The organism is Nocardia macrotermitis (genome assembly GCF_009604405.1).
GTDB classification, from domain to species: Bacteria; Actinomycetota; Actinomycetes; order Mycobacteriales; family Mycobacteriaceae; genus Nocardia; species Nocardia macrotermitis.
In genome coordinates this window covers 36,359-60,610 of sequence record NZ_WEGK01000010.1, presented here as the reverse complement: position 1 = coordinate 60,610, position 24,252 = coordinate 36,359, and the positions used below count along the sequence as shown (strand labels likewise).

Here is a 24,252-nt window from a genome sequence, read left to right as displayed (position 1 = left end):
GGTGTCACTGACCGAGGTCGAGCATGGCTCCGAGCAGTTCCTCGGGCGTCTCGATCTGCGGCAGGTGGCCGGTGCGGGGCAGCACGGTGAAGGTCGAACCGTGGATCGCCGCGGCGTACGCCTTGCCGTATTCCGCGTCGGCGATCCGGTCGCTCTCGCCCCACAGCACGTGGACGGGCAGATCCAGCTCGCCGAGGCGTTCGGCGAGGGCGGGGTCGGACATGGCCGGGCCGGTGTAGCCGATCAGCGCCCGCACATCCGGGCTCGGGCCGGTGTCGCCATTGCTCGGCGGCACCGGTGCCTTGCGCGGATCGTGGTACGAGTGCGCGAGCAGTTCGGCGCGCGACAGGCCGCTGACATCGGTGAGCGGGTGGCCGGGGACCTCGATGCCGATTCCGTCGATGATCACCGCGCCGCTGACGCGGGGGCTCTCGTGCAGGGCGATCTCGGCGGCCAGCCAGCCGCCGAAGGAGTTGCCGACCACGGTGACGTCCATGAGGTCGAGCTGCTCGAGCATCGCGACGTAGGCCGCCGCCAGTGCGGCGACGCCGGTCAGCTCGGTTGCCTTCGGGGTGCCGCCGAAGCCCGGATGGATGGGCAGCAGTACGCGGGAGTGGGTGCGTTCGGCCAGGAGATCGGCGAAGCCGGTCATCGTGGCGACACCGCCGCCGCCGTGCAGTAGCAGGTAGGGCCGACTGCGGTCGCGGTCCTCGAGGGTGATCTCGATGGGGCCGGGGGTGCCGACGTGAAGGGTTTCGGTGCGGGTGGGCCGGAGGATTCCGGCGGGGATCGGAGTGCTCATCATGCCTTCTGTCCGTGGGGGAACCGTGTCGGATGCCGTAACTGTGATACATCCTGTCTCACAGTTGTATGCTGCCACGGACACTATCTATGAGTCAACATGTCTCATAGAATCTCGGAGGTGGGTGATCATGAGCCGGACAGCGGGCCGCCGCCGCGGCCGCACGGGCGTGCGACGGTATGCGGGCGAGCGCCTCGTACCATGCGACAGTGAGTAATTCGACGGATCCGCGAGCGGCGCGCAGCCGGGACGCGATGCTCGCCGCGGCCCGGCAGCTGCTGGTGCGCGAGGGTCCGGGGGCGATCACTCATCAGCGTGTGGCGCAGGAGGCCGGGGTGGGCCGGGCGACCGCGTACCGGCACTGGCCGCAGCCGGACCAGTTGCTGCTCGATGCGATGGGCGGCGCCGACCTGCCGCTGTTCAAGGATCCCAGCGCGCCCATCCGGACCTGGCTGCACCGGCAGTTGCGGCAGATGGCCGACGAACTCGAGGTGCGGGCCGTCGCGGCGATGGCGCTCACGCTGGCGCATTCGGCGCTGTGGGATCCGGCCATCGCGCATCGCCAGGCCGAATCGGTGCGGACCATCATCGAACGGATCCTGGTCGCCACCCGGTCGGCGGTCGCGAGCGGCGAGCTGGAGACCGAGATCAGCGCGGTGGATGTGGCGGCGATGCTGGTCGGGCCGATCGTCTATCGCACGACGATGCAGCAGGGCACTGTGGCCGACGATCTGATCGACCGGCTGCTCGACAGCATCGGAACCTGGCGCGACTGAACGACTTTCGCGGGGCTACGCGGGCGTGGGTTGCGGGCCCGGTGTGGTGTGGATGGGTTGTTCGGTGTCGGACAGGGGGCGCGTCGAGCCGCCGTGACGCACGGCCACGAGTTCGGCGCCGATGGCGATGGCCACCTCGTCCGGGGTGCGGCCGCCCAGTTGCAGGCCGATGGGGGAGTGCAGGCGGGACAGCTCGGATTCGGTGAGACCCGCTGCGCGCAAACGTGATCGGCGTTCGGCGTCGGTGCGCCGCGAACCCATCGCGCCCACGTATTCGACCGGCAGCCGCAGCGCCAGGCGCAGGGCGGGGATGTCGAATTTCGGGTCGTGCGACAGGACGCACACCGCGGTGCGGGTATCGGTGTCGGTGCGGGCGAGGTAGCGGTGCGGCCAGTCCACGACCACCTCGTCGGCGTCGGGGAATCGGCCGCGGGTGGTGAAGACCGGGCGGGCGTCGCACAGGGTCACCCGGTAACCCAGTCCGCGTCCGGCCCGGCACAGTGCCGCGCTGAAATCGGTTGCGCCGCAGATGATCAGGCGCGGCGGTGTGGTGAGTGATTCGATGAACACCGTGTGCTGCGCGCCGTCGCAGCCGATGTGCCGGATGCCGGTGAGGGCGGAGTCGAGCATGGCCGCCGCGTGCTCGGCGACGGCGTGCTCGAATGGTGTGCCGGGGGCGTCGGGTGGTCCGACGACGCCGATCTCACCGGTTCGCAGGTCGCGGATCAGCGCCGCCGGAGTCGTGGTCGACAGTGCGGATTCGATGGCCGGGTATTGCCCGGGGGTGACCCGGTGCACGAAGACCTGTAGATCGCCGCCGCAGGTGAGTCCGACGGTGAATGCGTCGGAATCGTTGTAGCCGAACGTCTCTCGGGCCGGAATGCCCGAGCCGAGCACCTCCAGGCACAGGTCGTACACGGCACCCTCGACGCAACCACCCGAAATGCTCCCGATGACAGTCCCGTTCGCGGCGACGGCCATGCTCGCGCCAGGCGAGCGCGGCGCACTACCGGTGACTTCGACGATCGTCGCCAGGGCATACGTCATCCGCAGGGCGTGCCATTCCCTCAGCTCGACCCACAATTCCCGCATGATCCACCTCTCGGAGCCGCGGCGTCGAGAATATAATTCTCACTCTAGAGAGTATCAATCTCTATGATGGTGTAGGAGTGCGTTCCAGATGATTGCGGACGTCGGCGGTGCGTTGTTCCGCTGGACCCGAGACGTCGGCCGTACCACCGAACCGAGATCATCGAGACCGGCTGGTCCGGCGGCGGCCGAACGCGGCATGGCCGAAGCCGATGGTTGGGCACTTGGACCGGAGACGTCGGCCGTACCACCGAACCGAGACCATCGGGTCCCGGGGCGGCGGCCGAACGCGCCACGACCGAGGCCGATGGGTGGGCACTCGGCTGGGCACGGCTTCCTGGTCCGACGACGTGGACATGCGTAGCCGTCGGACCGATAGGCGTCGTGATCATGTGCCGTTGGCGGGCTGAGTGTAAGTGTGGCCGTCGATAGTGATGGTCAAGGTGCCGGTGACTTGGAAGTTGCTCTGTAGCAACGCCGGGGACATGGTGAAGCCGTTGGGTTCGCTGGTTTGTTTGGTGCCCCGATGTCGTCCGGTCATGCGGAGGTTCTCGTGCAATGTCATTGCCGAGATCGCGGAATCAGATTCGCGCACAACGCTTTCGGTGCCGTTCAGCACAACGCCCGGGGTATCGCTGAAGTCGGAATAGGTGACCGCGAGAGTCATCACGAGAGATTTCGAGGAGTTCTCGGTGACCACGACCTCGGCCGTACCGCTCGCCGAGCCCCGCACCGTGTAGCTCCCGGCGGCCAGGTGCGGGCGGGCCGGGATCGCCTGGCCGGGCTGATAGGGCAGACCCCAGGTCGTATCGGGTGCGGTCGGCACCGACGGCGGCGGGGTCGGCCCGAATCCGGGGAAACGCGCGATCATGACGCGGCTGTTGCGGCCGCCCGGTTCGGTGGAATCGGCGCAGGTGTGCGGGGTCGGATTCGCTCCGCAGGCGAGATTCTCCGCCCAGACCGCGGCGCTGCTGTCGGCGAGCCAGGCCGGATCCGCGGCGGTGTTCCAGTTGCCGTCGGGTTCGAGCTGTTCGCTGCGGCCGGTGGTCGGATCGACCAGGTGGGGCAGGAAGAAGCGGCGGTTCACATTGTCGTGCAGGCCCGAGACGTGTCCGGTGGTGCCCGCCTGATCGGTGAGCGGCGGTACGCCCTGCATGCCGCCGAGGAAATCCATCCGGCCCGAGCCCAGAAGTTGTTCGGAGAGTAGATGTCTGCCGTCCGGGGATGCGGCCATGGGGTCGGTGTACATCGCGTGCCGGGTGAGCAGGCGCGAGCGGCCGGTGACGTTGTCGGTGGCCCAGGCGTCGATATTGTCCGACTCGTAGCTCTGGATGCCGAGCGCGGATCGGCCGTCGGCGGTCCAGCCGCGGAATTCGCCGATCATTCCCGCCGGGTTGAAGCGCAGGCGGTTACCGGATTCGACCGTGTACGGCTGATACGCCGGAGCGGGGTTGTACAGGACGCGCACGCCGCCGATGTCGTAGCGGCTGTTCGCCGGATCGAAGCCGAGGGTGCCCGCGAACGAGTACTCGTCGAACTGTGTCGCGGAGGTGATCAGATAGCTGAAACCGATGTGCCGATCGTCCGGATTCAACCGCGCTTCCCGGAGCTGTCCGGGTTTGCCGGTGCCGTTGTCCCAGTACAGCGGGTAGGCGCGCAGCTGTGCGGGCGTGCAGCGCGGATCGGCGAATTGATAACTGCCGCAATCGATCACGGCCGATCCGGCGAGTGCGCGTTTGCCGTCGTGGAAGCCGTTGATCGGGTAGGTGAAGGTGTTGTTCCCGCTGGCGCTGCCGAAATTCGCCGGATAGGCGACACCGCAGGTCAGGCATTTCCACGGGTCGCCGTTGGGGAAGGTTTTGCCGTCGGTGTGCACGAGCAGTACCTGCGAGCCGGTGTAGCCGCTGGTCGGGCCAGAGGTCGGCGCGCCCGCGAACTGTGCGCCGATCAGCATGTAGTCGCTCGACGGGTAGTAGGCGCCGACCGCGCCGAGTGCGCCCCAGGCCGGGCGGAGGCATCCGGTGTCGTGCGGGTTGATCGTGTGCGTGCACGAGCCCGCGTCGGTGGACGGCGCGGTCGGGGGTGCGGGCAGTTCGGCGAGGGTGAATCTGTCGTGCAACTGCTCGGACGGGTCGGCCGTGATGACGCTCGGGGACGGTGGCGCCGCTGATACCGGTGCCAGGAACGAGCCGATCGTCGCTAGTGCGATCGGGACGACGGCGATACGCCACCGTCGCCGGGCGGGACGGGTTCGGGCCGCAGAGCCCATGGAGCACCTACCTCTGATAACGCATGCCCTCGATGGGGTAATGACGTTCTCGCAAGACGATAGCCAGCCGCCTTGTCCGTGTGAGCGTTTTCGGAAAATCCATTGGTACCGATGGATCTGGACAAGTCCAATGGTACCGATGGAATCCCGGGGCTATCCTGGCGGTATGGACGGCAGGCGACTTCACCGACTGGGCAGGCATCTGATCGAGCTGGCGCGTCAGGCCGGGCTCGACTCCGCCGACGAACCGGTTCCCGAGGGCGAGGTCGCCGTCATGGCCGATGTGATCGACCATCCGGGCAGTTCGGTGCGGGAGATCACCGATCGGACCGGGTTCTCGCAGGGGCACATCTCCGAGTGCGTCGCGCGGCTGACCGAGCGCGCGCTGTTGGCCACCGAGGTCGATGCGACCGATCGGCGGCGCACCCTGGTCTATCCGACCGACGTGCTGTTCAAGGCGATCGCCCGCCGCACCGAACCTCTGCTGGGTGAGGCGCTGATCGATGCGCTCGGCAACTCGGCCGATGCCCGGCGTGCGACCGAACTGCTGGACGAACTCGCCGACCTTCTACTGCCGGAACACTGAGCGCGCCAGCGGTATCGGCCGCTATCGTATCGAAAGATGTCGCAGGGCAGACTGATCGGTGACAGCTCAGCTCATCGCGATGCGAATGCTCTTGACCTGCAAGAATTCATACAGCCCATCCAGTCCGCCGGTGCGACCGTAACCGCTCTGCTTGTAACCGCCGTAGGGCGCTTGCGGTGACATATCGCTGATCTGGTTGATCCAGACCGATCCGGCCTCCAGTTGCCGCGCGACCCGATGCGCACGGGTGAGGTCGTTGGTCTGCACGAAGGCGTTCAACCCGTAGGGCGAGTCGTTGGCGATCCGGATCGCCTCGGCCTCGTCGCGGAATTTCAGCACCGAGACGACGGGTCCGAACGTCTCGATCCGCGCCAGATCCGATGTGTTGTCGACGTTTCCGAAGACGGTCGGCTGGATGTAGTACCCCTCGATCAGCTCGCCGCCGAGCCGCTTGCCGCCGGTCAGCAGCTCGCCGGACCGCTCCGCGACGGCTCGATCGATCACCCCGACAATGCGATCGGCATCCCGCGCGCTGATCACCGGCCCGAATACGACTGTCGGATCGAGCGGATCACCGATCGTGGCGGCCTCCACCACCGGGATGAACTTCGCCAGGAACGCGTCGTAGATGGATTCGTGCACGAGAATCCGGCTCGCGCAGGCACAGCTTTGCCCCGATTGCACGATCGGCCCCTGATAGGCGGCGAGCTGCGCGGCCGCGTCGAGGTCGGCGTCCGCGAAGATCAGGTTGGCGGATTTGCCACCCAGCTCGGCCACCACCGGCGTGAGATTCACTGCGGCACTGGTCAATATCCTGCGTGCGGTGTCGCCGCCGCCAGTGAAGTGGATCTTGCGGATTCCGGGGTGCCGGACCAGCGCGTCACCGCCGTCGGCGTGCGCGGGGACGACATTGACCAGCCCGGGCGGCAGCCCGGCCGCGACGCACAGTTCGCCGAATCGCAACGCCGCCATCGGCGCGAGCACCGACGGCTTGAATACGACGGCGTTCCCCGCGGCCAGCGCCGGGGCGACGCACGACGCGGCGACCACCAGCGCACCGTTCCACGGCGCGATCACGCCGACGACCCCGTACGGCTCGCGCTCGATGAGGTCGAGATCGGTGGATCCGGCGGCCGGGGTGATGTGGCCGTGCGGTTTGTCGACGTATCCGGCGAAGTGCCGTAGGAACCGCTCGAGCAGAATCGTGTTGACGGACAACGACGTCGGCACCGCGTAGTCGTGCACGTTCAGTCCGGACAGCGCAATCATGTTCTCGCGCACCGCATCCGCGAGATCGATCAGCAGATCGCGGCGGCGGTCGACGGTGAACGACATCCACTCGCGCTGCGCTTCGCGGCCGGATGCCACCGCCAGATCCATTTCGGCGGGACCGGCGAGCGTGATCGTCGCGTTCGGTCGTCCGGTGGCGGGGTAGATGTGTTCGTGGGTGCCCGCGGCGGTCCGGGTGACTCGGTCGCCGCCGATGAGCAGGCCGCTCGGCAGCTCTGTGTCGGGTCCGCGGGTGGGTTCGGTGGTCGGCATCGGTACTCCTACGAAATCTTCTCGTCCTCCGCGTGCCATTCCGCCTGCACGCGTGGTTTCTGTTCGGCGATCACCTGACTGAGGTACGAGGCCTTGGGCCAGCCGGAGTAGGCGGCGAAATGCAGTGCGAATTCATCCATTTCGGTGAAGGACAGGTCGCGGCTCTTCAATGCCGCGTAGACGTGCGACATGATCGGATACGGCGCGTCCTGGAACGCCACACACGCGACCGTGATCAGCCGCCGCTCCTTCATCCCCAGCCCCGGACGCTGCCACATCTCGCCGAAGACGAAGTTCAGGATGCCCGCGCCCTGGTACGGGTCGTCGCGATCGGGGTAGTAGGGCAGGCAGTTGACGTCCATGAAGCACTGCTCGCCGCTGGTCAGCCGGGCCTCCGGATCGCTCGGGGTGGGCAGCGGCAGCAGCGGTTCGGGTGGCGGAACCTGTTGTCCGCGTTGCTGATTGATCCGCTCCCACTGCTGATCCACGACCATGTTGAGCCGCGATGCCTTGGGCCAGCCCGCGTAGACCGCGAAATGCAGGACGGCTTCGCGCATTTCGGTGATGGAGACCTCGCCGCTGTTCAGTGCCGCGTACACGTGCTCGACGATCGGCTGCTCGGCGTCGGCGTCCGCGACGCAGGCCAGGGTGATGAACCGCCGCTCCCGCCGGGTCAGGCCGGGCCGCGTCCAGATCTGCGCGAACACGAAGTCCAGCAGTCCGTCCGCGATGACCGGGCCGGCGTCTTCCGGCGCGGGAAACGTCATCACCTCGGCGAATTCGCGTCTGCCGCGTTCGGGCCGGATGGTATCGACCGCATCTGTGGTCATGGTGTGCCTTCTGTGTCGGTGTTCGGATGCGTGAAAGCGAGGTGCTATCGGAGCGTGACGCCCGCGTCGACCTTGAACTCCAGGCCGGTCACGTAGCGGGATTCGTCGGAGACCAGGTAGAGCACCGCGTTGCTGATATCGGCCGTGTCCACCATCGGGACCGGCATGGCATTGCCGAACAGCGGAGCCAGATCGGGGCGCTGCTCGGTCAGCAGCGCGAACAGCGATTCCGGGGCCATACCGGTGGCCACCCCGGTCGGGTGCACGGTGTTGACTCGAATATTCTGTGCCGCAAGCTCATTGGCCAGCGCCTTGCTCATGCCCACGATGCCGAGCTTCGAGGCGGTGTAGGGGATGTGCAGCGGAGTGCCCTTGATCGCGGCGGCGGAGGAGATGTTGACCAGGCTGCCGCCGCGCTCGACGAGATGGGGGAGTGCGGCGGCGCAGGTGTTCCAGGTGCCGATCAGGTTGACATCCACCACGATTCGCCAATCCTCGGGCGTGGTGGTGTCCCAGGTGCCCGCGGTCAGCACACCGGCATTGGCGACCGCCGCGTCCAGTCCGCCCAACTCCCGCACACCCTCGGCGACGGCGGCGGACATGGCCTCGGCAGCGCGGACATCGACGATCCGCGTGATCACGTGATGGTTGTATTCGCCTGCCAGACGGGCGGTTTCGGCCAGATCCTCGGGTGTGGACAGTGCGTACTCGATGCCGGGCAGCGATTCGCAGATGTCGATCAGGATGAGATCGGCCCCCTCCGCGGCCAGCCGGACCGCGTGGCCGCGTCCCATACCGCGTGCCGCGCCCGTGATCAGTACTCGTTTGCCCGCGACACGTCCGCGCGGGTGTGCGCTCTCGGTCATATCCGCCTCGCTCACAGTTTGTTGCAGAAGCCGGCGTCGACCGGAAGTGCCACGCCGGTAATGTATTTCGCCTCGTCGGAGGCCAGGAAGGCGATGGCCGCGCTGATGTCCTCGGGTTCGAGCAGTGCCACCGGCATCGGGTTCATCAGATGCGGGCCACCGGATTCGGGGTGGTTCTGGACCCACTCCATCATCGACGGGTTCACGGCCATCATGGTGTTCACCGCGGTCGGGTGCACGGTGTTGACCCGAATGCTCTGCGGTGCAAGAACATTCGCCAGCACCCGCATCATGCCGACCAGGCCGGACTTGGCCGAGGCGTAACCGAGCCCGCCGCCCTCCAGGCCGCCGAGCCCGACCAGACCGGCGGTGGAACTGGTCAGGATGATCGACCCGCCCCGGCCACCGGCGAGCAGGTGCGGGATCGCCGCGCGGGTCACGTGGAAGGCGCCGCTGAGATTCACGTCGATGACCGCGTTCCACTGCTCGAGTTCGGTCTCGAGGGAGACCGCGTCGAACGACGTCGGCGCGATACCCGCATTGGCGCAGACGATATCGAGGCGGCCGAATTCCGCGACACCGGTATCGAGCGCGGTCTTGACCTGGCCGAAGTCCCGCACATCCGCGACCGAACCGAGAATCCGCCGCCCCGTCGCCTCGACCAGCGCGATCGTCTCGTCCAGGTCCGCGCGTGAGGCGAGCGGATACGGGTTGGCGGGTATGTCGCCGCAGATGTCCACCCCGATGATGTCGGCCCCCTCCCGCGCCAGCCGCACCGCGTGACTTCGCCCCTGCCCCCGCGCCACACCGGTGATGAAGGCGACCTTGCCATCCAACGAACCCATGGTTTTCGCTCCAATGCCGAATGAATCCGCGTCATCGGCCGATTCCGGACGAGACCAGGTCGTCACAACTCGCAACCCAGTGCGATGACGTGCGGTAATCTGATTACCGCTATCGGAGAATAGCACTCACTCGGCGGTTCGGGAAGGAGTTGGGAGGAGGTCTCCGCGCGGTCCTGAGGCATGAGCGGATCGGCGTATCCGGTCCTTCGGCTCGAGAGCCTCCGGAGCGCTTCCGGCGAGTGTGATCCGTTGTCACACCGCGGTGCGGTTCGTCTGTGCCGCAATGTCTTCGGTGTCCGTGACTCGATCGGGCGCGTCGCTTGTAGATCGCCCGCGGCCCTCTGGTCGAGTGGATGTGCGTCAACCAGAGGGCGGATGCCTCGATCGCGAGGCGGACGGGTGTGTTACTTCGTGCGCAGGATGCCGCGCGGGAGGGTGAGGGCGAGATCGTTGTAGGTGGCGATGCCCGGTGCCGCGGCGACGACGGCGGGGATGGCGTGGATGGGTGGCATGGCGGTCATGATGTGGCCGAGGACCATGAAGTCGGCGATGGTGGTGGCCTCGAAGTCCGGGGGTGGGGCGAAGCCGACGGTCATGTCGACGGTGGGGCGGCCGTCGATGGTGATCTTCCAGCCCTCGCGCTCGAGTTGCCAATCCGGTTGCAGGGTTTGGCCCTTGCGCCACCGGAAGGACAGTTCGATCACGGTCTCGTCGCCGACGCGGCCCTGCCATCGGATGAAGACTCCTGCCACGCAACCCTTTTCGATCACCCACGAGCCGAGGTCGAGATCCGCTGTGGTCTCGGCGTATTCGGAGACGCAGGTGATCTCGTCGAGTTCGGTGCCGAGCGCGTCGGCCACCAGCCGCACCGCCTCGGCGAAGATCGCGGTGCCGTGCGCCCCCGCGCCGGGCAGGTCCGGATCGTCGATCCGCATGCCGAAACCCACCGGCTTCTCGGTCTCCGGCGAATCGTAGAACGTGGTGTCGGAGGATTCGGCGATGGTGACCCGGTCCACCCGATCGCACGCGTTGGCCGCGACGATCGCCAGCAGTTCGGCGAATCCCGGACTCACACCCGAACCGAACATCGTCGATCCGCCCTGGTGACAGGCCTGCCGGAGGCGCTCGCGATCGGCCTCGGGCAGGTTGTGGCCGGTGATGAAGGAGGCCGAGGCGACCACGTTCGCGCCCGAGGACAGGATGCGCACGAGCTCGTCGACGTTCGGCCACATCGGGTTGTAGACGACGCAGTCGGGCTTCAGGGCCAGTAGCGCCTCGACGTCGTTGGTCGCTGTGACGCCGATCGGCTCGAAGCCGCACAGCTCGCCGACGTCCTTGCCTGCCTTGTCCGGCGACCAGGCGAAACAGCCGACGAGCTCGATATTCGGGTGTGCGGCAAGGGCTTTCGCGGAACTCTTGCCGACGTTGCCGGTGGTCCATTGGACGACGCGGTGGTTGGTGGATGTCATCGAAACCTCACTCACAGGACATCTGGATCCAGCTTCGGTTCGGACTGTATACCCGAAACGAGTATGCAACTCTCGTTCGAGAGAATTTGGTTCTCGCAGATGGTTCCGGTGGTGTCCGGCGAGTGCTATTCTCATGTATCGGTAACCATATTACCGCTGATCAGAACCATGAAACAGTAAGCACGAGACTCGTGAGCCTCCAGGTCCGATGCGATGGCGGGGGCTCGTCTCGCTCTGCCGCGAAAGGCTGGCGCGCGAATGACCGATCTGGCATCAGTCGACTACTTCTCCGATGCGGATATCACCCAGGATCCCTACGAATACCTCGATTACCTGCGCAACCAGAACCCCGTATACCGTGAACCGCACTACGGTGTCGTCGCCGTGACCGGTTACCAGGAAGCCGTGGAGGTATTTCGCGATTCCGGCACCTTCTCGGCGGCCATTTCGATCGGCGGACCGTTCCCGCCGCTGCCGTTCCGGCCGGAAGGCGACGACATCACCGAGCAGATCGAAGCGCACCGCCACCATTTCCCGATCTTCCAGCACATGGTGACGATGGATCCGCCGGATCACACCCGGACCCGCGCACTATTGGCCAAACTCCTGACGCCGAAACGGTTGAAGGAGAACGAGGAATACATGTGGCGTCAGGCGGATCGTCAACTCGACGAGTTCATCGCCAACGGCAAGTGTGAACTCCTGGGCGAATACGCGAAACCCTATGCCACGCTGGTGATCGCCGATCTGCTCGGCGTGCCCGACGCGGATCGTGACAAATTCCGGGCGCGGTTGGCCGGGCACGAACTGCCGGGCAGCCGGGTCGGCGCCCTCGATCAGGAGCCGGTCGGCCGCAATCCGCTGGAGTGGCTGGAGGATACGTTCAGCGCCTACATCGCCGACCGGCAGCGCACGCCGCGCGAGGACATCCTGAGCGTGCTGGCCGCGACCACTTATCCCGACGGTTCGCGACCCTCGATCATCGATCTCGTCCGCCCGGCCACCTTCCTGTTCGCGGCCGGGCAGGAAACGGTGACCAAATTGCTCAGCGTCGCGGTGAAAGCTCTGGCCGAACGTCCGGAATATCAGCAATTGCTGCGCGAGGACCGGAGTCTCGTCGGGCAATTCATCGAGGAATCGCTGCGGATCGAAAGCCCGACCAAGGTGGATTTCCGACTGGCCAAGAAGGCCACGCGGCTGGGCGGGGTGGATATTCCCGCCGGAACCGTACTCATGCTCTGCATCGGCGCCGCGAATCGCGACCCGCGAAAATTCGAGCGTCCGGACGAATTCCGGCTCGACCGTCGAAATGCCCGGGAACACATCGCATTCGGCCGGGGGATTCACACCTGTGCCGGTGCGCCGCTGGCGCGGGCCGAAGGGCAGGTCACCGTCAATCGCATGCTCGATCGATTCGGCGATATCGCCATCGACGACAGCGTGCACGGTCCGGCGGATCGCCGCAGTTATCGGTACGAGCCGACCTTCCTGTTGCGCGGATTGCGGGATCTGCACATCACATTCGATTCCCGGGTGCGTCCCGCCTGAGCGAAACCCGGCGGGCGCGTCTTGCGGCCCCGCGGCATGCTCGGGAAATATGCACGGTGGTGGCCCGCTCGCCGAGCGGGCCACCGTCCGAATATGCCGGAAGGGAATTCGATTTGGCTGCGAGCGAGAACGGCTCGGCCGCGAGCGGGCGCGACGCGGGGCAGGAGATAACGGGCGAGGCCGCCGATCGGATCTGCCGCGCAGTGATCGAACTGCTCGAGACCGAGGGCTACGAGACCATGCTGCTGCGCGACGTCGCGCGGCACGCGCGGGTATCGCTGACCAAGATCTACAAGCTCTACGGCTCGCGCGAGGAATTGATCCTCGCGGCCCTGGACTGGTGGCTCGAGCAGGAGCGGTACGCCGCGCTGGAGGTGCGGGTCCCCGAGCCGGACGAAATCCTCTACGCCCGGCTGATGCGGGTGCTGCGCGCGATCTTCGAACCGTGGGAACAGCATCCGGCGCTGCTCACGGCCTATTTCCGAGCCCGTTCGGCGCCCGGTGGCGAGCAGTTGATGCAGCGCGGGCTCGACGCCGTGGTGCCTCCGGCGATGGCGGCGCTCGACGGTGTCGATCCGGAATTCGTCCAGGATCTGAACACCATCGTCTCGAGCCTGGTCTACGGCCTGCTCGGCCGTTTCGCCGGTGGCGAGATCGAGGTGGGTGAGATCGTGCCGGCCATCGACCGCACGGTGTACTGGCTGACCACCGGTTACGACGCGGTGCGCGAACACCGCGTCGAGCCGGGCCGGTGATCACCGCTTGTTGAGCAGCCCCGCGTCCACCGGGACGACCGACCCGGTGACGTAACGCGATTCGTCCGAGGCCAGCCACAGGATCGCGTTGGACACGTCGAGCGGTTCGACCAGATCCACCGGCATGGCGTTGGTCAGCGCATTGGCCAGCGCCGGATTGTGTTCCAGGATCGCGCTGATGTCGCCGTCGGCGGCCATCGGGGTGCGCACGGCGGTCGGCGCTACGCTGTTCACCCGGATCATATGCGGCGCAAGGAAATTCGCCCACGATCGCATCAGCCCGATGACACCGTGCTTGGCCGCGGTGTAACCGAGGAAACCGGCCGTCGGGATGCCGACGCCGATGAGCCCGCCGGTGGAACTGGTGAGGATGATCGAACCGCCGTTGTCGTGCTTCAGCATCGAGGGGATCGCGACGCGGCCGGTGTTCCACACCCCGCCCATGTTGACCGCGACGACGTCCTCCCATTCCCGTTGCGGGTCAGCGCCTTTGCCGCCCGCGCCGATGCCCGCGTTGGCGACCACGATGGTCGCGGGGCCCAGTGCGGCGATGCCTTCGTCGAAGGATTGCTGGAGGGCGGCGTGGTCGCGGACATCGGTGCGGAATGCGGCGATGCGACGGCCGAGCTTCTCGACCTCGGCGACGGTCTGCTCGAGGTCGGCCGGGGTCGACATCGGATACTGCACCGAGTCGATCTGGGCGCAGATGTCCACCGCGATGATGTCGGCGCCCTCCTCGGCGAGGCGGATGGCGTGGCTGCGCCCCTGTCCGCGTGCCGCTCCGGTGATGAACGCAACTTTGCCGTCGAGCTTGCCCATATGGTTCTCCGTTCGTGGTCGGCCGAGCGCGGTGTGCCTGCTGCGTGCCGACTGACTTTGAACACCTATTCAAACTTTGTGGGTGTGAGTTGTCAATATGTCGCGCGGTTCGGGCAAGATGGAACGATCGAGAGGAGGTGCGGGCGGATGACCGAACCGCGTCGTCGGCGCGCGGCGACCGAAGAGAAGGTGACTCGTGTCCTCGACGCGGCCGAGGAGATCATGCTGCTCGAGGGCTACGCGGCGATCACCTCGCGCAATGTCGCCGAGCGGATCGGTATGCGCGCGCCGCTGCTGCACTACTACTTCCCGACCATCGATGATCTGTTCCTCGCGCTGCTGCGGCGGCGTTCGGAGCGCAACGTGCGGCGCATGAAGGCGGCCATGGCCGCCCCGCGACCACTGGAAGCCTGGTGGGACCTGGTATCCGATCCGCGTGGCACGGCACTGTTCATCGAATTTCTCGCCGCGGCCAACCATCGCCCGGCGTTGAAGGCCGAGATGGGTGAGGTCGCCCGCGAGGTCCGGCGCATCCAGATGACGGTGCTGGACGAGATCCTGCCGGAATACGATCTCGACCCGATCGAACTGCCGCCCGCGCTCATCGCCTCCGCGATGCAGGGACTCGCGCTGAGCGTCGTGTCGGACGAGGTCGCGGGTTACGAGACCGAGCACAAACAGGCCCGCGCGGCGATGAGCCGCCTGGTTGCCCGCCTCGAGCGACGGCGGGTTCGCCGGACCGCACCCGAGGCGGGAAGTTAGAACTTCCGTTCAAAATTCAGTAGTGTTCGGCGGTTACCGTGTCGTGCTCGGCGCGAGCGGTGGCGACGGCCCGCTGCACCTGGTCGACCAGGTCGGTGGCGTCGCTGCCGAGGAACGAGGCGAGCATGCCCAACGGAAACGACATCGACATCCGGGCCACATCCATGCCCAGTGGGGAATCATCGAGTCGATCGCGGCCGTCGGGGGTCAGCTGCTGCAACAGCGGGTCCATGGCGGCGGCCACCACCGGGTCGGCGCGCAGTTCGCCGAGCGTGGTGTCCGCGTGGATGTCCAGGGGCGTGAGGTCCCCGGTGACCGAGATCGTCTGCCGCAGACGGAGATCCGCGCGGGAGGCGGCCGCGGTGATCTCGTAGTCGCCCGGTTCCACGATCCAGTCCCGGGTTCGAATGTTCCAGTAGGCCAGGTCTTCTCGGCGAATGGCGACCGTGACGTCCGTGCTCTGTCCGGGGTCGAGGGTGGTCTCGGCGAAAGCCTTCAGTTCGCGGACCGCGCGGATGACCTTCGAACCGGGGAGTCCGGCGTAGAACTGGACGACCTCGCGTCCGGTTCGCGTGCCGGTGTTGGTGATGGTGACCGTCGCGGTGATGCCGTCCGCAGTGGTTTCCAGACGCAGGTCGGAGTAGCCGAAACTGGTGTAGGACAAGCCGTGTCCGTTTGTACAGCGGCGATTTCGCGCAACAGGGCGCGCCACCCGACAAGAGCCCCTACGCCGGTAAGGGCGGTTTCGGGAAGGACGGAGCCGGAGTCCCTGACCCGCAGTTCCGCATGCCGCACCTGCCCCCGCTGACCGGCGGGTCCGGCTCGTCGTCGTAAGCCCCGGATTTCCGTCGACGCGCCCATCACGCGTCGGCGGAACGGCCTTCCGCAGACGGGATTCACAGGACGATCCACGCAACACGTCTGCGGAAGGCCCTCGGCGACGCATCCCACCGCCGAAATTATTCTGCTGGTAGATTTTCGCCCTATGAGTGCGTCCGTCGAGCCCGGTGCGGCCCGCGAACAGTTCGTCCCGCCGCCACCGCCCCGCACCCCGAAAGCGGCCGGAACCCGCCGCCGCCTGCTCGACCTGGCCGCCCGCCTGTTCATCGAACGCGGCTACAGCGCGGTATCGATGACCGACATAGCCACCGCCGCGGATCTCACCAAAGGCGCTCTCTACGGCCACTTCCGCTCGAAGGGGCAACTGCTGATCGAGGTCATCCGCTGGAAGATGGACCAACAGCAACAGACCCCCGACTACGCCGCCACCCTCGCCGACCCCACCCGCGCGATCGACCTGATGTACAACCCCGAAGGCCGCGACATCCGCCTACTCGACGTCGACGCCGCCGCAGCCGCCCGCCACGACCCGGAAGTCGCCGCGGGCCTGGCGGAACTCCACCGCGAACGCCACGCGTGGATCCGCGACGCACTCACCGGTGTCACCGACCCCGACACGGTCATCTGGGTGATCTTCGCCTTGACCCGAGGCATAGGCATGCGCGAAGCCGGTGGCGACCCACTCCCGGACACCACCCGCCTGCACGCGGCGCTGAGCGCCGTCATGGGTGCGTTGAGCGAGCAATGACGCTCGGGCCGTGGGGGTTTCGATGGCGGGACCGGCACGGTTGATCCGGCTTACCAGAGGCAGTGGCATGGTCCGAGGTCGGTGCGGATCGGCCTTTCGGACGTCACGCGTCTGGATGCCGTCCTGAGTGCAGTCGCGGGTGTCTCGAGTGAGCGAGCGATATTGTTCGGGCAGTTGGGGTTTCGCTCGAGGGTGTGGCGAGGGTGATCCGGCTTCGCGGAGGCGCTGGCGCCGCACGAGGTCGGTGGCGATTCCGGACCCCGTCTGTCTGTGCGCTGCGCTGAGTGGGCAGTGATCTTCTGGCCGTTGGGGTTTCGATCAGGGGGCGATCCGGAATGGCCGAGGTGCTGGCCTGAGTGAGGCCAGTAGTGCTGAATTGCGTTCGGATTGTTCGGCTTTGGTCGGGACCGGGCGGAGGGCACGATTGCCTGGGGCGGGACGCGATGATTCGGCTCGGAGGTGCAGTCGGATCCGGTGGGTGTCGGGTGGAACGGAATGCGATGTGGGGCGATCGAATTCTGATCAGTGTTCGGTGGTGAAGGTGTGGGTTCCGCTGCCGACCGTTGTTTCGGGGCGTCCGGGGAGGCGGATGACGGCGGTGGCTCCGGTGGGAATTGTTGCGGTGACGGTCAATTGGTTGTCGATGAGGGTCCAGGTGGATTCGGCGGGGCCGTGTGGGGTGAGTAGTGAGGTGCGGGCCCAGGTGAGGTCGGCGCCGGGGGTCGGGGCGATGAGGATGCTTCGGTAGCCGGGGGTGAGGGGGGACAGGCCGCCTATGGTGTGGTGCATCCAGGTGGCGATGGCGCCGAAGGCGTAGTGGTTGAAGCTGGTCATCTCGCCGGGGTTGATGGTGCCGTCGGGGAGCATGGAGTCCCAGCGTTCCCAGGTGGTGGTGGCGCCCATGGTTACCGGGTAAAGCCATGAGGGGCAGTCGGTTTGGATTAGCAGGCGGTAGGCGGTAGGCGGTGTCGGTGTGGCCGGTGTCGGTGAGGGCGCGGGCGATGAAGGGGGTGCCGGCGAATCCGGTGGTGATGTGGTGGTCGCTGGCGGCGACGAGTTCGGCCAGGCGGGTTCCGGCGGCGGCGGTGGCCGGGCCGTCCAGGAGGCCGAAACAGATCGCCAGGGCGTAGACGGCCGGTGCGTCCGAACGGATTCGGCCGTTCTCGACCCAGTGGGTGTTGAAGGCGGTGCGGATGCGGGTGGCCAGGTCGGTGAGGTCGGCGGCGTCGGCGTCGTGGCCGAGCAGGCGGGCGGTGTCGGCGGCGATGAGCGCGGATCGGTGGACGCAGGCGGTCGCGATGACGTACTTGTCGGCCTTGGCCTCGAACGGGCGGTCCGGGGGAGCGGTGGGGTCCAGCCAGTCGCCGAGCTGGATGCCGTCCTCGAGCAGATCGCGGTCCGAGAGGGCCTGGTCGATGCGTCTGGCGTACATCGCGATCGACTCGTATTGTGTTGCGAGAACGTCGATGTCGCCGTACGCCTGATACAGCGCCCACGGCACCCAGGCGGCCGCGTCGTTCCACAGGGCGATCAACGGGGTACCGGAGTTCTTCCCGGGTGGTGGGGTGAAGGCGGTGCGGTTCTCGAGTTTGAGGCAGTCGGGGACGACGACGCCGAGTTGTCCGTCGGCGGCGCGCTGTTCGGCGGCGAGGTCGAGCAGCCAGTCGCGCAGGAACGCCTCGACGTCGTAGAGGTAGGCGGCGGTGTCGGCGAACGCGGCCAGATCACCGGTCCAGCCGAGGCGCTCGTCGCGCTGCGGGCAGTCGGTGGGCACATCCACGAAGTTGCCGCGCATGCTCCACACGATGTTCGAATGCAGTTGATTCAGTAGCGGATTCGAGCATTCGAAGGTGCCGATGCGTTTCAGGTCCGAGCCGATCACCTGCGCTACCAATGATGCGCGCAACTCGTCGTGGCTGCCGGTCCATCCGTCGACCTGGACGTAGCGGAAGCCGTGGAAGGTGAGCGTCGGCTCGAAGACGTCCTCGCCGCCCGACAGGACGAAGGTGTCGGTGGCTTTCGCGGTGCGCAGTGGTCGGGTGCCGAGCTCGTCGTGTTCGAGGACTTCCGCATGTCGCACAACGATTTTCCGGCCCGCCTCGCCGGTGACGGTGAGCCGGACCCAGCCGACCAGATTCTGTCCGAAGTCGACCAGCGTCGCACCGGCCGGTGAGGTCCGCACCTGCTGCGGCGCGAGGGTCTCCTGACGTCGCACCGGCGGGCCCACATACGGCGTGAGGCGCTGATGATCGAAGTCGACCGCCCGCACACCCGACCAATCATCCAGGCTCGCACCATATTTCGTCCAATGGCTGTCCCGCAGACGCGCATCGATGGTCTGACCTTGATAGAGGTCATCGGCGAGAACCTCGCTGGGCCCGGATCGCCAGGACGAGTCGGTGGCGATCGTCTGCCGGTGCCAATCGGCGAACGTGATCCGCAACTCCGCGAACGCGGCCCGCTCGGACCCGTACAGTCCCCGGCTGCCGAGAAACCCGAGATACCCTGTGTGCCAACCATTCCCGATGATCAGACCGATCGCGTTCCGCTGCTCGATCAGCGCCGTGACATCCCATCGCGCGTACCGCACCCGCCACTCGTAACTCGACCATCCCGGCGTCAGCAGATCCGCCGATGCGACCATCCCGTTCACAACGGCCTCGACCACCCCCAGCGCCGTCACGAACAACTCGGCGCGCACAACCTCACCGTGCCCCTCGTCCAGCACGAACTCGCGCCGCAGCCGAGGAGTGCACCCGCGATCGCGATCGGCGGTGATCATCTCCGCGACGAACGTCTCGGCCATCCGATGCACTCCTTCACTGGATGTGGCACACGGTCTCAGCGACCGCCAAGAATGCACCATCAGTTTATATTCTGGTGGTACAAAATATTGCTGGGCTCACCCGGCTGTGGACCGGTCCATGCAGCAGTCCGTGTCCGCACTGTCCCGCGCGGACCGTTCGAGATCGAATCCACTTTGCGCACGCTGTCTGCGCTGAGCTGCGCTCGACATGGCCTGCGCCCGTCGAAGCCCTGAGCGCGGTGACAGCTTGTTGTCCGAGGCATGACATGTTTCGGCGTGGTCGGGCATCGCCTGTGTAGTTGCTAGGCTGGTCGGCGGCGCGCTAGGCAGCGCGAGGGAAGCGACGTGGGAGGGATCGTGAAGTTCAATACCGCCGGGCCGTGTTATCCGACCCTGCACTACATGTTGCCGCCGCTGGAGCGGTTGCCCGAAGCGTGTGAATTCATCCGTGACGGTGAATATTTCGTGGTTCATGCGCCGCGGCAGACCGGTAAGACGACCACGCTGGCGAATCTGGCCCGGCAGTTGCGTGCCGAAGGTGATTATGTGGCACTTCACTTTTCGTGCGAGATCGCCGAGGTTGTGGGTGACGACTTCGCGCGAGCCGAGGAACTGATCCTGGATCGAATTCGTGAGGCGGCAGATAACGCCGACCTGGCACCGGAACTGCTACCGCCGACACCGTGGCCCGATTCAGCGCCCGGTTCCCGGCTGGGGGCCGGGCTCAAAGCGTGGGTGAGCGCATCGGCCAAGCCGCTGGTGTTGTTCTTCGATGAGATCGATGCACTGCGGGGGCAGAGCCTGCGCAGTGTGCTGCGGCAGTTGCGGGACGGCTTTACGACCAACCGCGCCGGATTCGCGCATTCGATCGTGTTGTGTGGTTTGCGGGATGTGCGTGATTACAAGGTCGCTTCCGGCGGCGACCCGAGTCGGTTGGGGACGTCGAGCCCGTTCAACATCAAGGTGGCCTCGGTGCGGATTGGGGATTTCACGCGCGATGAGGTTGGAACGCTCTACGCTCAGCACACGACCGCGACCGGGCAGGAATTCACCGAGCGCGCAGTGGATTTGGCGTTCTATTACACGCAGGGGCAGCCGTGGCTGGTGAATGCCCTGGCCTATGAGATCACGCGTGTGATGCGGATTTCGGAGACGATCACCGAGGATCACGTCGACACGGCCAAGGAACGACTGATCCTGGCGCGTGCCACGCATTTGGATTCTCTGGTCAGCAAACTTCAGGAGCCGCGAGTTCGGGCTGTGATTCAGCCGCTGCTGGCAGGTGGTGACCTCGCCGGTGACGCGGCATTGGATGAGGCGGTGTCGTATGTGACCGACCTCGGATTGATCACTCAGCGCAACCCGGTCCGGATCGCGAACCCGATCTACAACGAGGTGATCGTCCGCGTACTGGCCGCGAACATCGAACGCAGTGTGTTGGCTGAACCCGCGAGTTTCCGACTTCCCGACGGACGCTTGGACTTCCACCTACTCCTCACCGAATTCGCGGCGTTCTGGAAGCTGAACGGTGAGATCATCGAGGCCAAACAGGATTACCACGAGGTCGCGCCGCAATTGGTGTTCCTGGCGTTCCTGCAACGAGTCGTCAACGGCGGCGGCTACATCGACCGTGAATACGGTGTCGGCCGAGGGCGAATGGATCTGCTGGTCCGTCAGCCGTACACCGACTCCGACGGACACCGCGCGATACAGCGCGAAGCGGTGGAATTGAAGGTCTGGGCGGACAATTCGGCCGACCCGCTGGAAGCCGGGGCGGCCCAGCTCGACGGTTACCTCGACCGTCTGGAACTGCCCACCGGTGTCCTGATCATCTTCGACCGCCGCACCACCGTCGAACCCATGACCGACCGAATCAGCTTCAGCGACACCACGACTCCCGCCGGCCGAACCATCACCCTGCTGCGCGCATGAGCTGCTCGGACTGATCACCAGGTGTTCAGTCCACGGGAAGACCAGGTCGACCGCTGCCGGCAATTGCGAGGCTTGTCGGAGTAGAGCAGAGTGCGGATCAGTGCACGACAACCCGCATTCGGCCGAGGTTCTGCACTCTGGTGTACCGAGCGTTCGCATCACCGCCGCGCTGGGCGGTGGCCAGCAGCGCCGGAAAGTAGGTGCCCGGTTTGTCGAAGGTGAATGTCTTTGTGACGTCGATGGATTCGCGTGGGCTGCCGGTCAGTTGGATGGTTTTGAAAGCTCCGGTGCCGGTGTAATTCCAGGCGATGTCGACGATCTTGCCCTGTCCCGGTGGGACCTGGATCCTGGCTTTGAAGGTGACCGCGGTTCCGGTGTGTACCTCGACGCGGTTCTTGCCGTCGGCGGTGAGGTCGACTACGGGTTGGATGCCGCGGCGTTCGGCGGCGGTGGCGGGCACGGTGATCTGGCTGTCCTGTTGCCGGTAGCGGGTGGATTCCGCTGGCGGGATGCCCTTTTCGGCCCATGCGGCGACATCGCGCAGCGCCTGGTGCAGGATGCCGGTGTAATCGATGAGACGGTCGGTGCGGCCGGGGGCGATGTGGTCGGCGTTGTCGTTGTACCAGAGCCGGAAATTGTCGTGGTAGGCATTGCCGAGTGCTTGTTTCACCTGCTGGGAGTACCAGTCGCCGTCCCAGGCGAAGGCATCGGAGTCCAGCAGGTTGCCCACGACGATGGTCTTGGCGTGGATGCTGCCGGAATAGGTGCCGCCACCGGTGACGCCCGCGGCGATACCGATGTCGACCTGTGCGGGACGTCGGGGGTAGCGGGGTATGCCGGCGAGACCGCGATACTGGTCGAAGCTGTAGAAGCCTGGTCGAGTCGGCACCTGGTATCGCTGGTACGCGGGAAGCGCCAGATACCAGCGGTTGTCGATGCGCAGCTCGGCTCCGGCGGCGATCGCGGCCAGCGCACCGCCGGAATTGCCGCCCGCCAGGGTGAAGATTTTGGTCGCGGTGTCCAGGCTGCCCGACAGCGAACCCCGGTTGGCGCCGTCGGCGGCGAACAGCGTGAAATCCAGGCCGGTGCCGTACGGGTTCGCCGGAATGCCGTCCAGGACAAGGCTTGTCGGATTGCCCTGCGGGTCCCGGTTCACGGCGGTGATCCTGACGGTCCGGTCGACCTTACCGGCGCGCAGGAAGTCGCCGAGTGCGGACTTCTCGGCGCCGAGATAGCCCGGCTTGCTCCAGAAATCATCGGCATAGGTCGCGTCCGCGGCTCGCACCGCACTCGCGAAGCCGAGCAGCTCGTCCGGTCCGGCCGGAGTGGTGTTGCCGTTCAGGCCGAACACGTACTGGTAATCCTCGAGCGCGCGGAGTGGCACACCGGAGCGGGTCAGCTCGCTCAGTACGGCCCGCTGCATAGCGTTCAAACCTGCGGCCGGGTCGCCACTGCCGCCGGGAGCGACCGCGTCGGCGATCTGGGATGCCTTGTTCCGCAAGACGATCGAGCCCAGCGCGCGGATGAAGAAGTTGTTCGGGATCGAGGTCGGCACACCCGGGATGTACGGCACCGCGCCGTCCCAGACACCGATGGTGTTCTCGTCCGCGCCGATGGTTTCGTAGGACCCGCCGCTGCCGCCGAAGAGGTAGCCGTAGATCCGCTGGTTCGTGCCGTAGTACCGGGCCGCAACGGTTTTGGCGAATTTCGCGGCCGCCGCGTCGACGCGGTAGCCGCTGCCCCCGTTGGTCTGCACGCCGTAACCGCCCGAGGCGACGTAGAACTCCAGGTTCCGATCGTCGATGGTCTCGTCGAGCAGTGGATAGACCAACTGGAAGAACCGGCCCTGCCACATGTCCTTGGGCGGCAGCTCGATGGTGAACCGCTTGTCGGTCCCGTTGAAATGCCCGGTCACCTTGTGTGCGACAACGGGATAGGTGATATCGGCCTGACTGTCGATCACGGGCTTGCCGTAGGTTGGGTCGACGCAGTTCGCGGTCACCCACAGCGGGCCGTTGGGCGTCGTCGGGGTGCACTGCGGGGTGCCCGCCGACGCGGTGACACACGGGGCGAACAGGGTGCTCGAGACCGCGACGATCGCGGCCGCCACCGCGCGTATCGATCGGCGGGAAACGTTGCGAGCGCGTTGTTCACGCCGACGAGCAGGCTCGATGCGCGGCCCGGCCGGACGCCCGACGCTCGCGCCGGGCGGATCTGTGAACATCGTCCCCGGGGCGGGAGGTCTCGCAATGGCCATGCCTGAATCTTGCACGGGGGTTGGATATATTCGACACCGAGGTCCTACTCTCGGGGCGAGGAGGTCGCGGTGGTCGAGATCGGCGGGTTGCTACCGGTGTGCCGGATCGGGGTCGAGCGGTGAGTGGGCAGCGCGGTGTCGGGGCGCGGAGTTCGCGGACCCGCGCCGAGATCCTGCGCGCCGCCGGTGATCTGATGCTCGATCAGGGGTATGCGGCCGTCACCTATCGTGGCGTCGCCACGCGCGCGGAGGTGACGCCGGGGCTGGTGCAGTACTACTTCCCGGTCCTGGACGAGCTGTTCGTCGCGATCCTGGAATCGGGCACCGATGGTTTGGTGGCGCAGTTGGAGCGGGCGGCGGCCAGTGACCGGCCGCTGCGCGCGGTGTGGGCCTACGCGAACGACAAGGTCGGCGCCGCACTGCTGTTGGAGTTCATGGCGCTGGCCAACCATCGCAAGTCGATCGGCCCGGCGATCGGCAGCGGCGGGGAACGCCTGCGCCGGGCGCTGGTGGCCGCGCTGGAACCGGCATTGGAGCGATATGGTTTGGCGGGCAACGAGATTCACCCGTCGGCGGTGGTCTTCCTGATGTCCGCTGTGCCGCGGATGATTCACCTCGAGGAGTCGTTCGGCACCGTCACGGGTCATGCCGAGACGATCGCGCTGATCGAGAAATATCTCGACCGGGTCGAACCCTTGGAGGCGTAACGCA

The 24,252-nt window shown here is 66.4% G+C and carries 20 protein-coding genes and 1 pseudogene; 8 read left to right on the top strand and 13 right to left on the bottom strand.

Annotation, left to right across the window (positions count from 1 at the left end):
• Positions 1 to 4 precede the first annotated feature (4 nt).
• Complete coding sequence (locus NRB20_RS22520) at positions 5 to 802, bottom strand: alpha/beta fold hydrolase (protein ID WP_153412237.1); 798 nt, start codon at positions 800 to 802, stop codon at positions 5 to 7.
• A 209-nt stretch (positions 803 to 1,011) separates the two neighbouring features.
• Between NRB20_RS22520 and NRB20_RS22515 the strand changes: the two genes are divergently transcribed.
• Entirely contained in the window at positions 1,012 to 1,578 is a 567-nt protein-coding gene (locus NRB20_RS22515; RefSeq protein ID WP_319945271.1) for a TetR/AcrR family transcriptional regulator, read from the top strand.
• 15 nt (positions 1,579 to 1,593) lie between these two features.
• On the opposite strand, the gene NRB20_RS22510 is transcribed toward NRB20_RS22515, so the two are convergent.
• Both NRB20_RS22510 and NRB20_RS22505 read right to left on the bottom strand, forming a co-directional pair.
• Positions 1,594 to 2,670: an XdhC family protein gene (locus tag NRB20_RS22510; RefSeq protein WP_153412235.1), complete on the bottom strand. Its 1,077-nt coding sequence runs from the start codon at positions 2,668 to 2,670 to the stop codon at positions 1,594 to 1,596.
• A gap of 385 nt (positions 2,671 to 3,055) precedes the next feature.
• Positions 3,056 to 4,936 carry a hypothetical protein gene (locus tag NRB20_RS22505; protein WP_153412233.1) on the bottom strand — a complete coding sequence of 627 codons (1,881 nt, stop codon included), beginning with the start codon at positions 4,934 to 4,936 and terminating at the stop codon, positions 3,056 to 3,058.
• A 166-nt stretch (positions 4,937 to 5,102) separates the two neighbouring features.
• Here NRB20_RS22505 and NRB20_RS22500 point away from each other — a divergent pair, with 166 nt between their 5' ends.
• Positions 5,103 to 5,522: a helix-turn-helix domain-containing protein gene (locus tag NRB20_RS22500; protein ID WP_153412231.1), complete on the top strand. Its 420-nt coding sequence runs from the start codon at positions 5,103 to 5,105 to the stop codon at positions 5,520 to 5,522.
• Positions 5,523 to 5,588: 66 nt separating this feature from the next.
• Here the strand turns inward: NRB20_RS22500 and NRB20_RS22495 are convergent, their stop codons facing one another.
• The 5 genes from NRB20_RS22495 to NRB20_RS22475 all read right to left on the bottom strand — a co-directional run bounded on the left by NRB20_RS22495 (position 5,589) and on the right by NRB20_RS22475 (position 11,074).
• Positions 5,589 to 7,064 carry an aldehyde dehydrogenase family protein gene (locus tag NRB20_RS22495; RefSeq protein ID WP_153412229.1) on the bottom strand — a complete coding sequence of 492 codons (1,476 nt, stop codon included), beginning with the start codon at positions 7,062 to 7,064 and terminating at the stop codon, positions 5,589 to 5,591.
• Between the two features lie 8 nt (positions 7,065 to 7,072).
• The gene (locus NRB20_RS22490; RefSeq protein ID WP_153412227.1) at positions 7,073 to 7,894 is read right to left on the bottom strand and encodes a carboxymuconolactone decarboxylase family protein; all 822 of its coding nucleotides are present in this window, start codon (positions 7,892 to 7,894) and stop codon (positions 7,073 to 7,075) included.
• Between the two features lie 44 nt (positions 7,895 to 7,938).
• Positions 7,939 to 8,760 carry a mycofactocin-coupled SDR family oxidoreductase gene (locus tag NRB20_RS22485; protein ID WP_153412225.1) on the bottom strand — a complete coding sequence of 274 codons (822 nt, stop codon included), beginning with the start codon at positions 8,758 to 8,760 and terminating at the stop codon, positions 7,939 to 7,941.
• 11 nt (positions 8,761 to 8,771) lie between these two features.
• Positions 8,772 to 9,605 carry a mycofactocin-coupled SDR family oxidoreductase gene (locus NRB20_RS22480; protein ID WP_153412222.1) on the bottom strand — a complete coding sequence of 278 codons (834 nt, stop codon included), beginning with the start codon at positions 9,603 to 9,605 and terminating at the stop codon, positions 8,772 to 8,774.
• A gap of 404 nt (positions 9,606 to 10,009) precedes the next feature.
• Positions 10,010 to 11,074 carry an NAD(P)H-dependent amine dehydrogenase family protein gene (locus NRB20_RS22475; RefSeq protein WP_153412220.1) on the bottom strand — a complete coding sequence of 355 codons (1,065 nt, stop codon included), beginning with the start codon at positions 11,072 to 11,074 and terminating at the stop codon, positions 10,010 to 10,012.
• Positions 11,075 to 11,332: 258 nt separating this feature from the next.
• Here NRB20_RS22475 and NRB20_RS22470 point away from each other — a divergent pair, with 258 nt between their 5' ends.
• Together NRB20_RS22470 and NRB20_RS22465 are read left to right on the top strand one after the other, a co-directional pair.
• A complete protein-coding gene (locus NRB20_RS22470; RefSeq protein WP_153412219.1) occupies positions 11,333 to 12,622 on the top strand; it encodes a cytochrome P450 in 1,290 nt (429 codons plus the stop codon).
• Between the two features lie 113 nt (positions 12,623 to 12,735).
• Positions 12,736 to 13,377 (top strand): TetR family transcriptional regulator, encoded by a 642-nt coding sequence (locus NRB20_RS22465; protein ID WP_319945270.1) that lies wholly within the window; start codon positions 12,736 to 12,738, stop codon positions 13,375 to 13,377.
• Here the strand turns inward: NRB20_RS22465 and NRB20_RS22460 are convergent, their stop codons facing one another.
• A complete protein-coding gene (locus NRB20_RS22460) occupies positions 13,378 to 14,196 on the bottom strand; it encodes a mycofactocin-coupled SDR family oxidoreductase (protein WP_153412217.1) in 819 nt (272 codons plus the stop codon). It lies immediately after the preceding gene.
• 147 nt (positions 14,197 to 14,343) lie between these two features.
• Between NRB20_RS22460 and NRB20_RS22455 the strand changes: the two genes are divergently transcribed.
• Positions 14,344 to 14,958: a TetR/AcrR family transcriptional regulator gene (locus NRB20_RS22455; RefSeq protein WP_153412215.1), complete on the top strand. Its 615-nt coding sequence runs from the start codon at positions 14,344 to 14,346 to the stop codon at positions 14,956 to 14,958.
• A gap of 16 nt (positions 14,959 to 14,974) precedes the next feature.
• Here the strand turns inward: NRB20_RS22455 and NRB20_RS22450 are convergent, their stop codons facing one another.
• On the bottom strand, positions 14,975 to 15,622 hold the full coding sequence (locus NRB20_RS22450; RefSeq protein ID WP_227833770.1) for a fibronectin type III-like domain-contianing protein: 648 nt from the start codon (positions 15,620 to 15,622) through the stop codon (positions 14,975 to 14,977).
• A gap of 321 nt (positions 15,623 to 15,943) precedes the next feature.
• Here NRB20_RS22450 and NRB20_RS22445 point away from each other — a divergent pair, with 321 nt between their 5' ends.
• The gene (locus tag NRB20_RS22445) at positions 15,944 to 16,546 is read left to right on the top strand and encodes a TetR/AcrR family transcriptional regulator (protein WP_153412211.1); all 603 of its coding nucleotides are present in this window, start codon (positions 15,944 to 15,946) and stop codon (positions 16,544 to 16,546) included.
• A 522-nt stretch (positions 16,547 to 17,068) separates the two neighbouring features.
• Here the strand turns inward: NRB20_RS22445 and NRB20_RS38330 are convergent.
• The gene (locus NRB20_RS38330; RefSeq protein WP_264766372.1) at positions 17,069 to 17,449 is read right to left on the bottom strand and encodes an alpha-L-rhamnosidase C-terminal domain-containing protein; all 381 of its coding nucleotides are present in this window, start codon (positions 17,447 to 17,449) and stop codon (positions 17,069 to 17,071) included.
• 127 nt (positions 17,450 to 17,576) lie between these two features.
• Positions 17,577 to 19,328, bottom strand: a pseudogene (locus NRB20_RS22440) (family 78 glycoside hydrolase catalytic domain); the annotation flags it as partial.
• A 381-nt stretch (positions 19,329 to 19,709) separates the two neighbouring features.
• Here NRB20_RS22440 and NRB20_RS22435 point away from each other — a divergent pair.
• A complete protein-coding gene (locus NRB20_RS22435; RefSeq protein ID WP_319945269.1) occupies positions 19,710 to 21,284 on the top strand; it encodes an ATP-binding protein in 1,575 nt (524 codons plus the stop codon).
• 97 nt (positions 21,285 to 21,381) lie between these two features.
• Here the strand turns inward: NRB20_RS22435 and NRB20_RS22430 are convergent, their stop codons facing one another.
• A complete protein-coding gene (locus NRB20_RS22430; RefSeq protein WP_227833769.1) occupies positions 21,382 to 23,541 on the bottom strand; it encodes a hypothetical protein in 2,160 nt (719 codons plus the stop codon).
• Positions 23,542 to 23,660: 119 nt separating this feature from the next.
• Here NRB20_RS22430 and NRB20_RS22425 point away from each other — a divergent pair, with 119 nt between their 5' ends.
• Complete coding sequence (locus tag NRB20_RS22425; protein ID WP_319945268.1) at positions 23,661 to 24,248, top strand: TetR/AcrR family transcriptional regulator; 588 nt, start codon at positions 23,661 to 23,663, stop codon at positions 24,246 to 24,248.
• Positions 24,249 to 24,252: the final 4 nt, after the last annotated feature.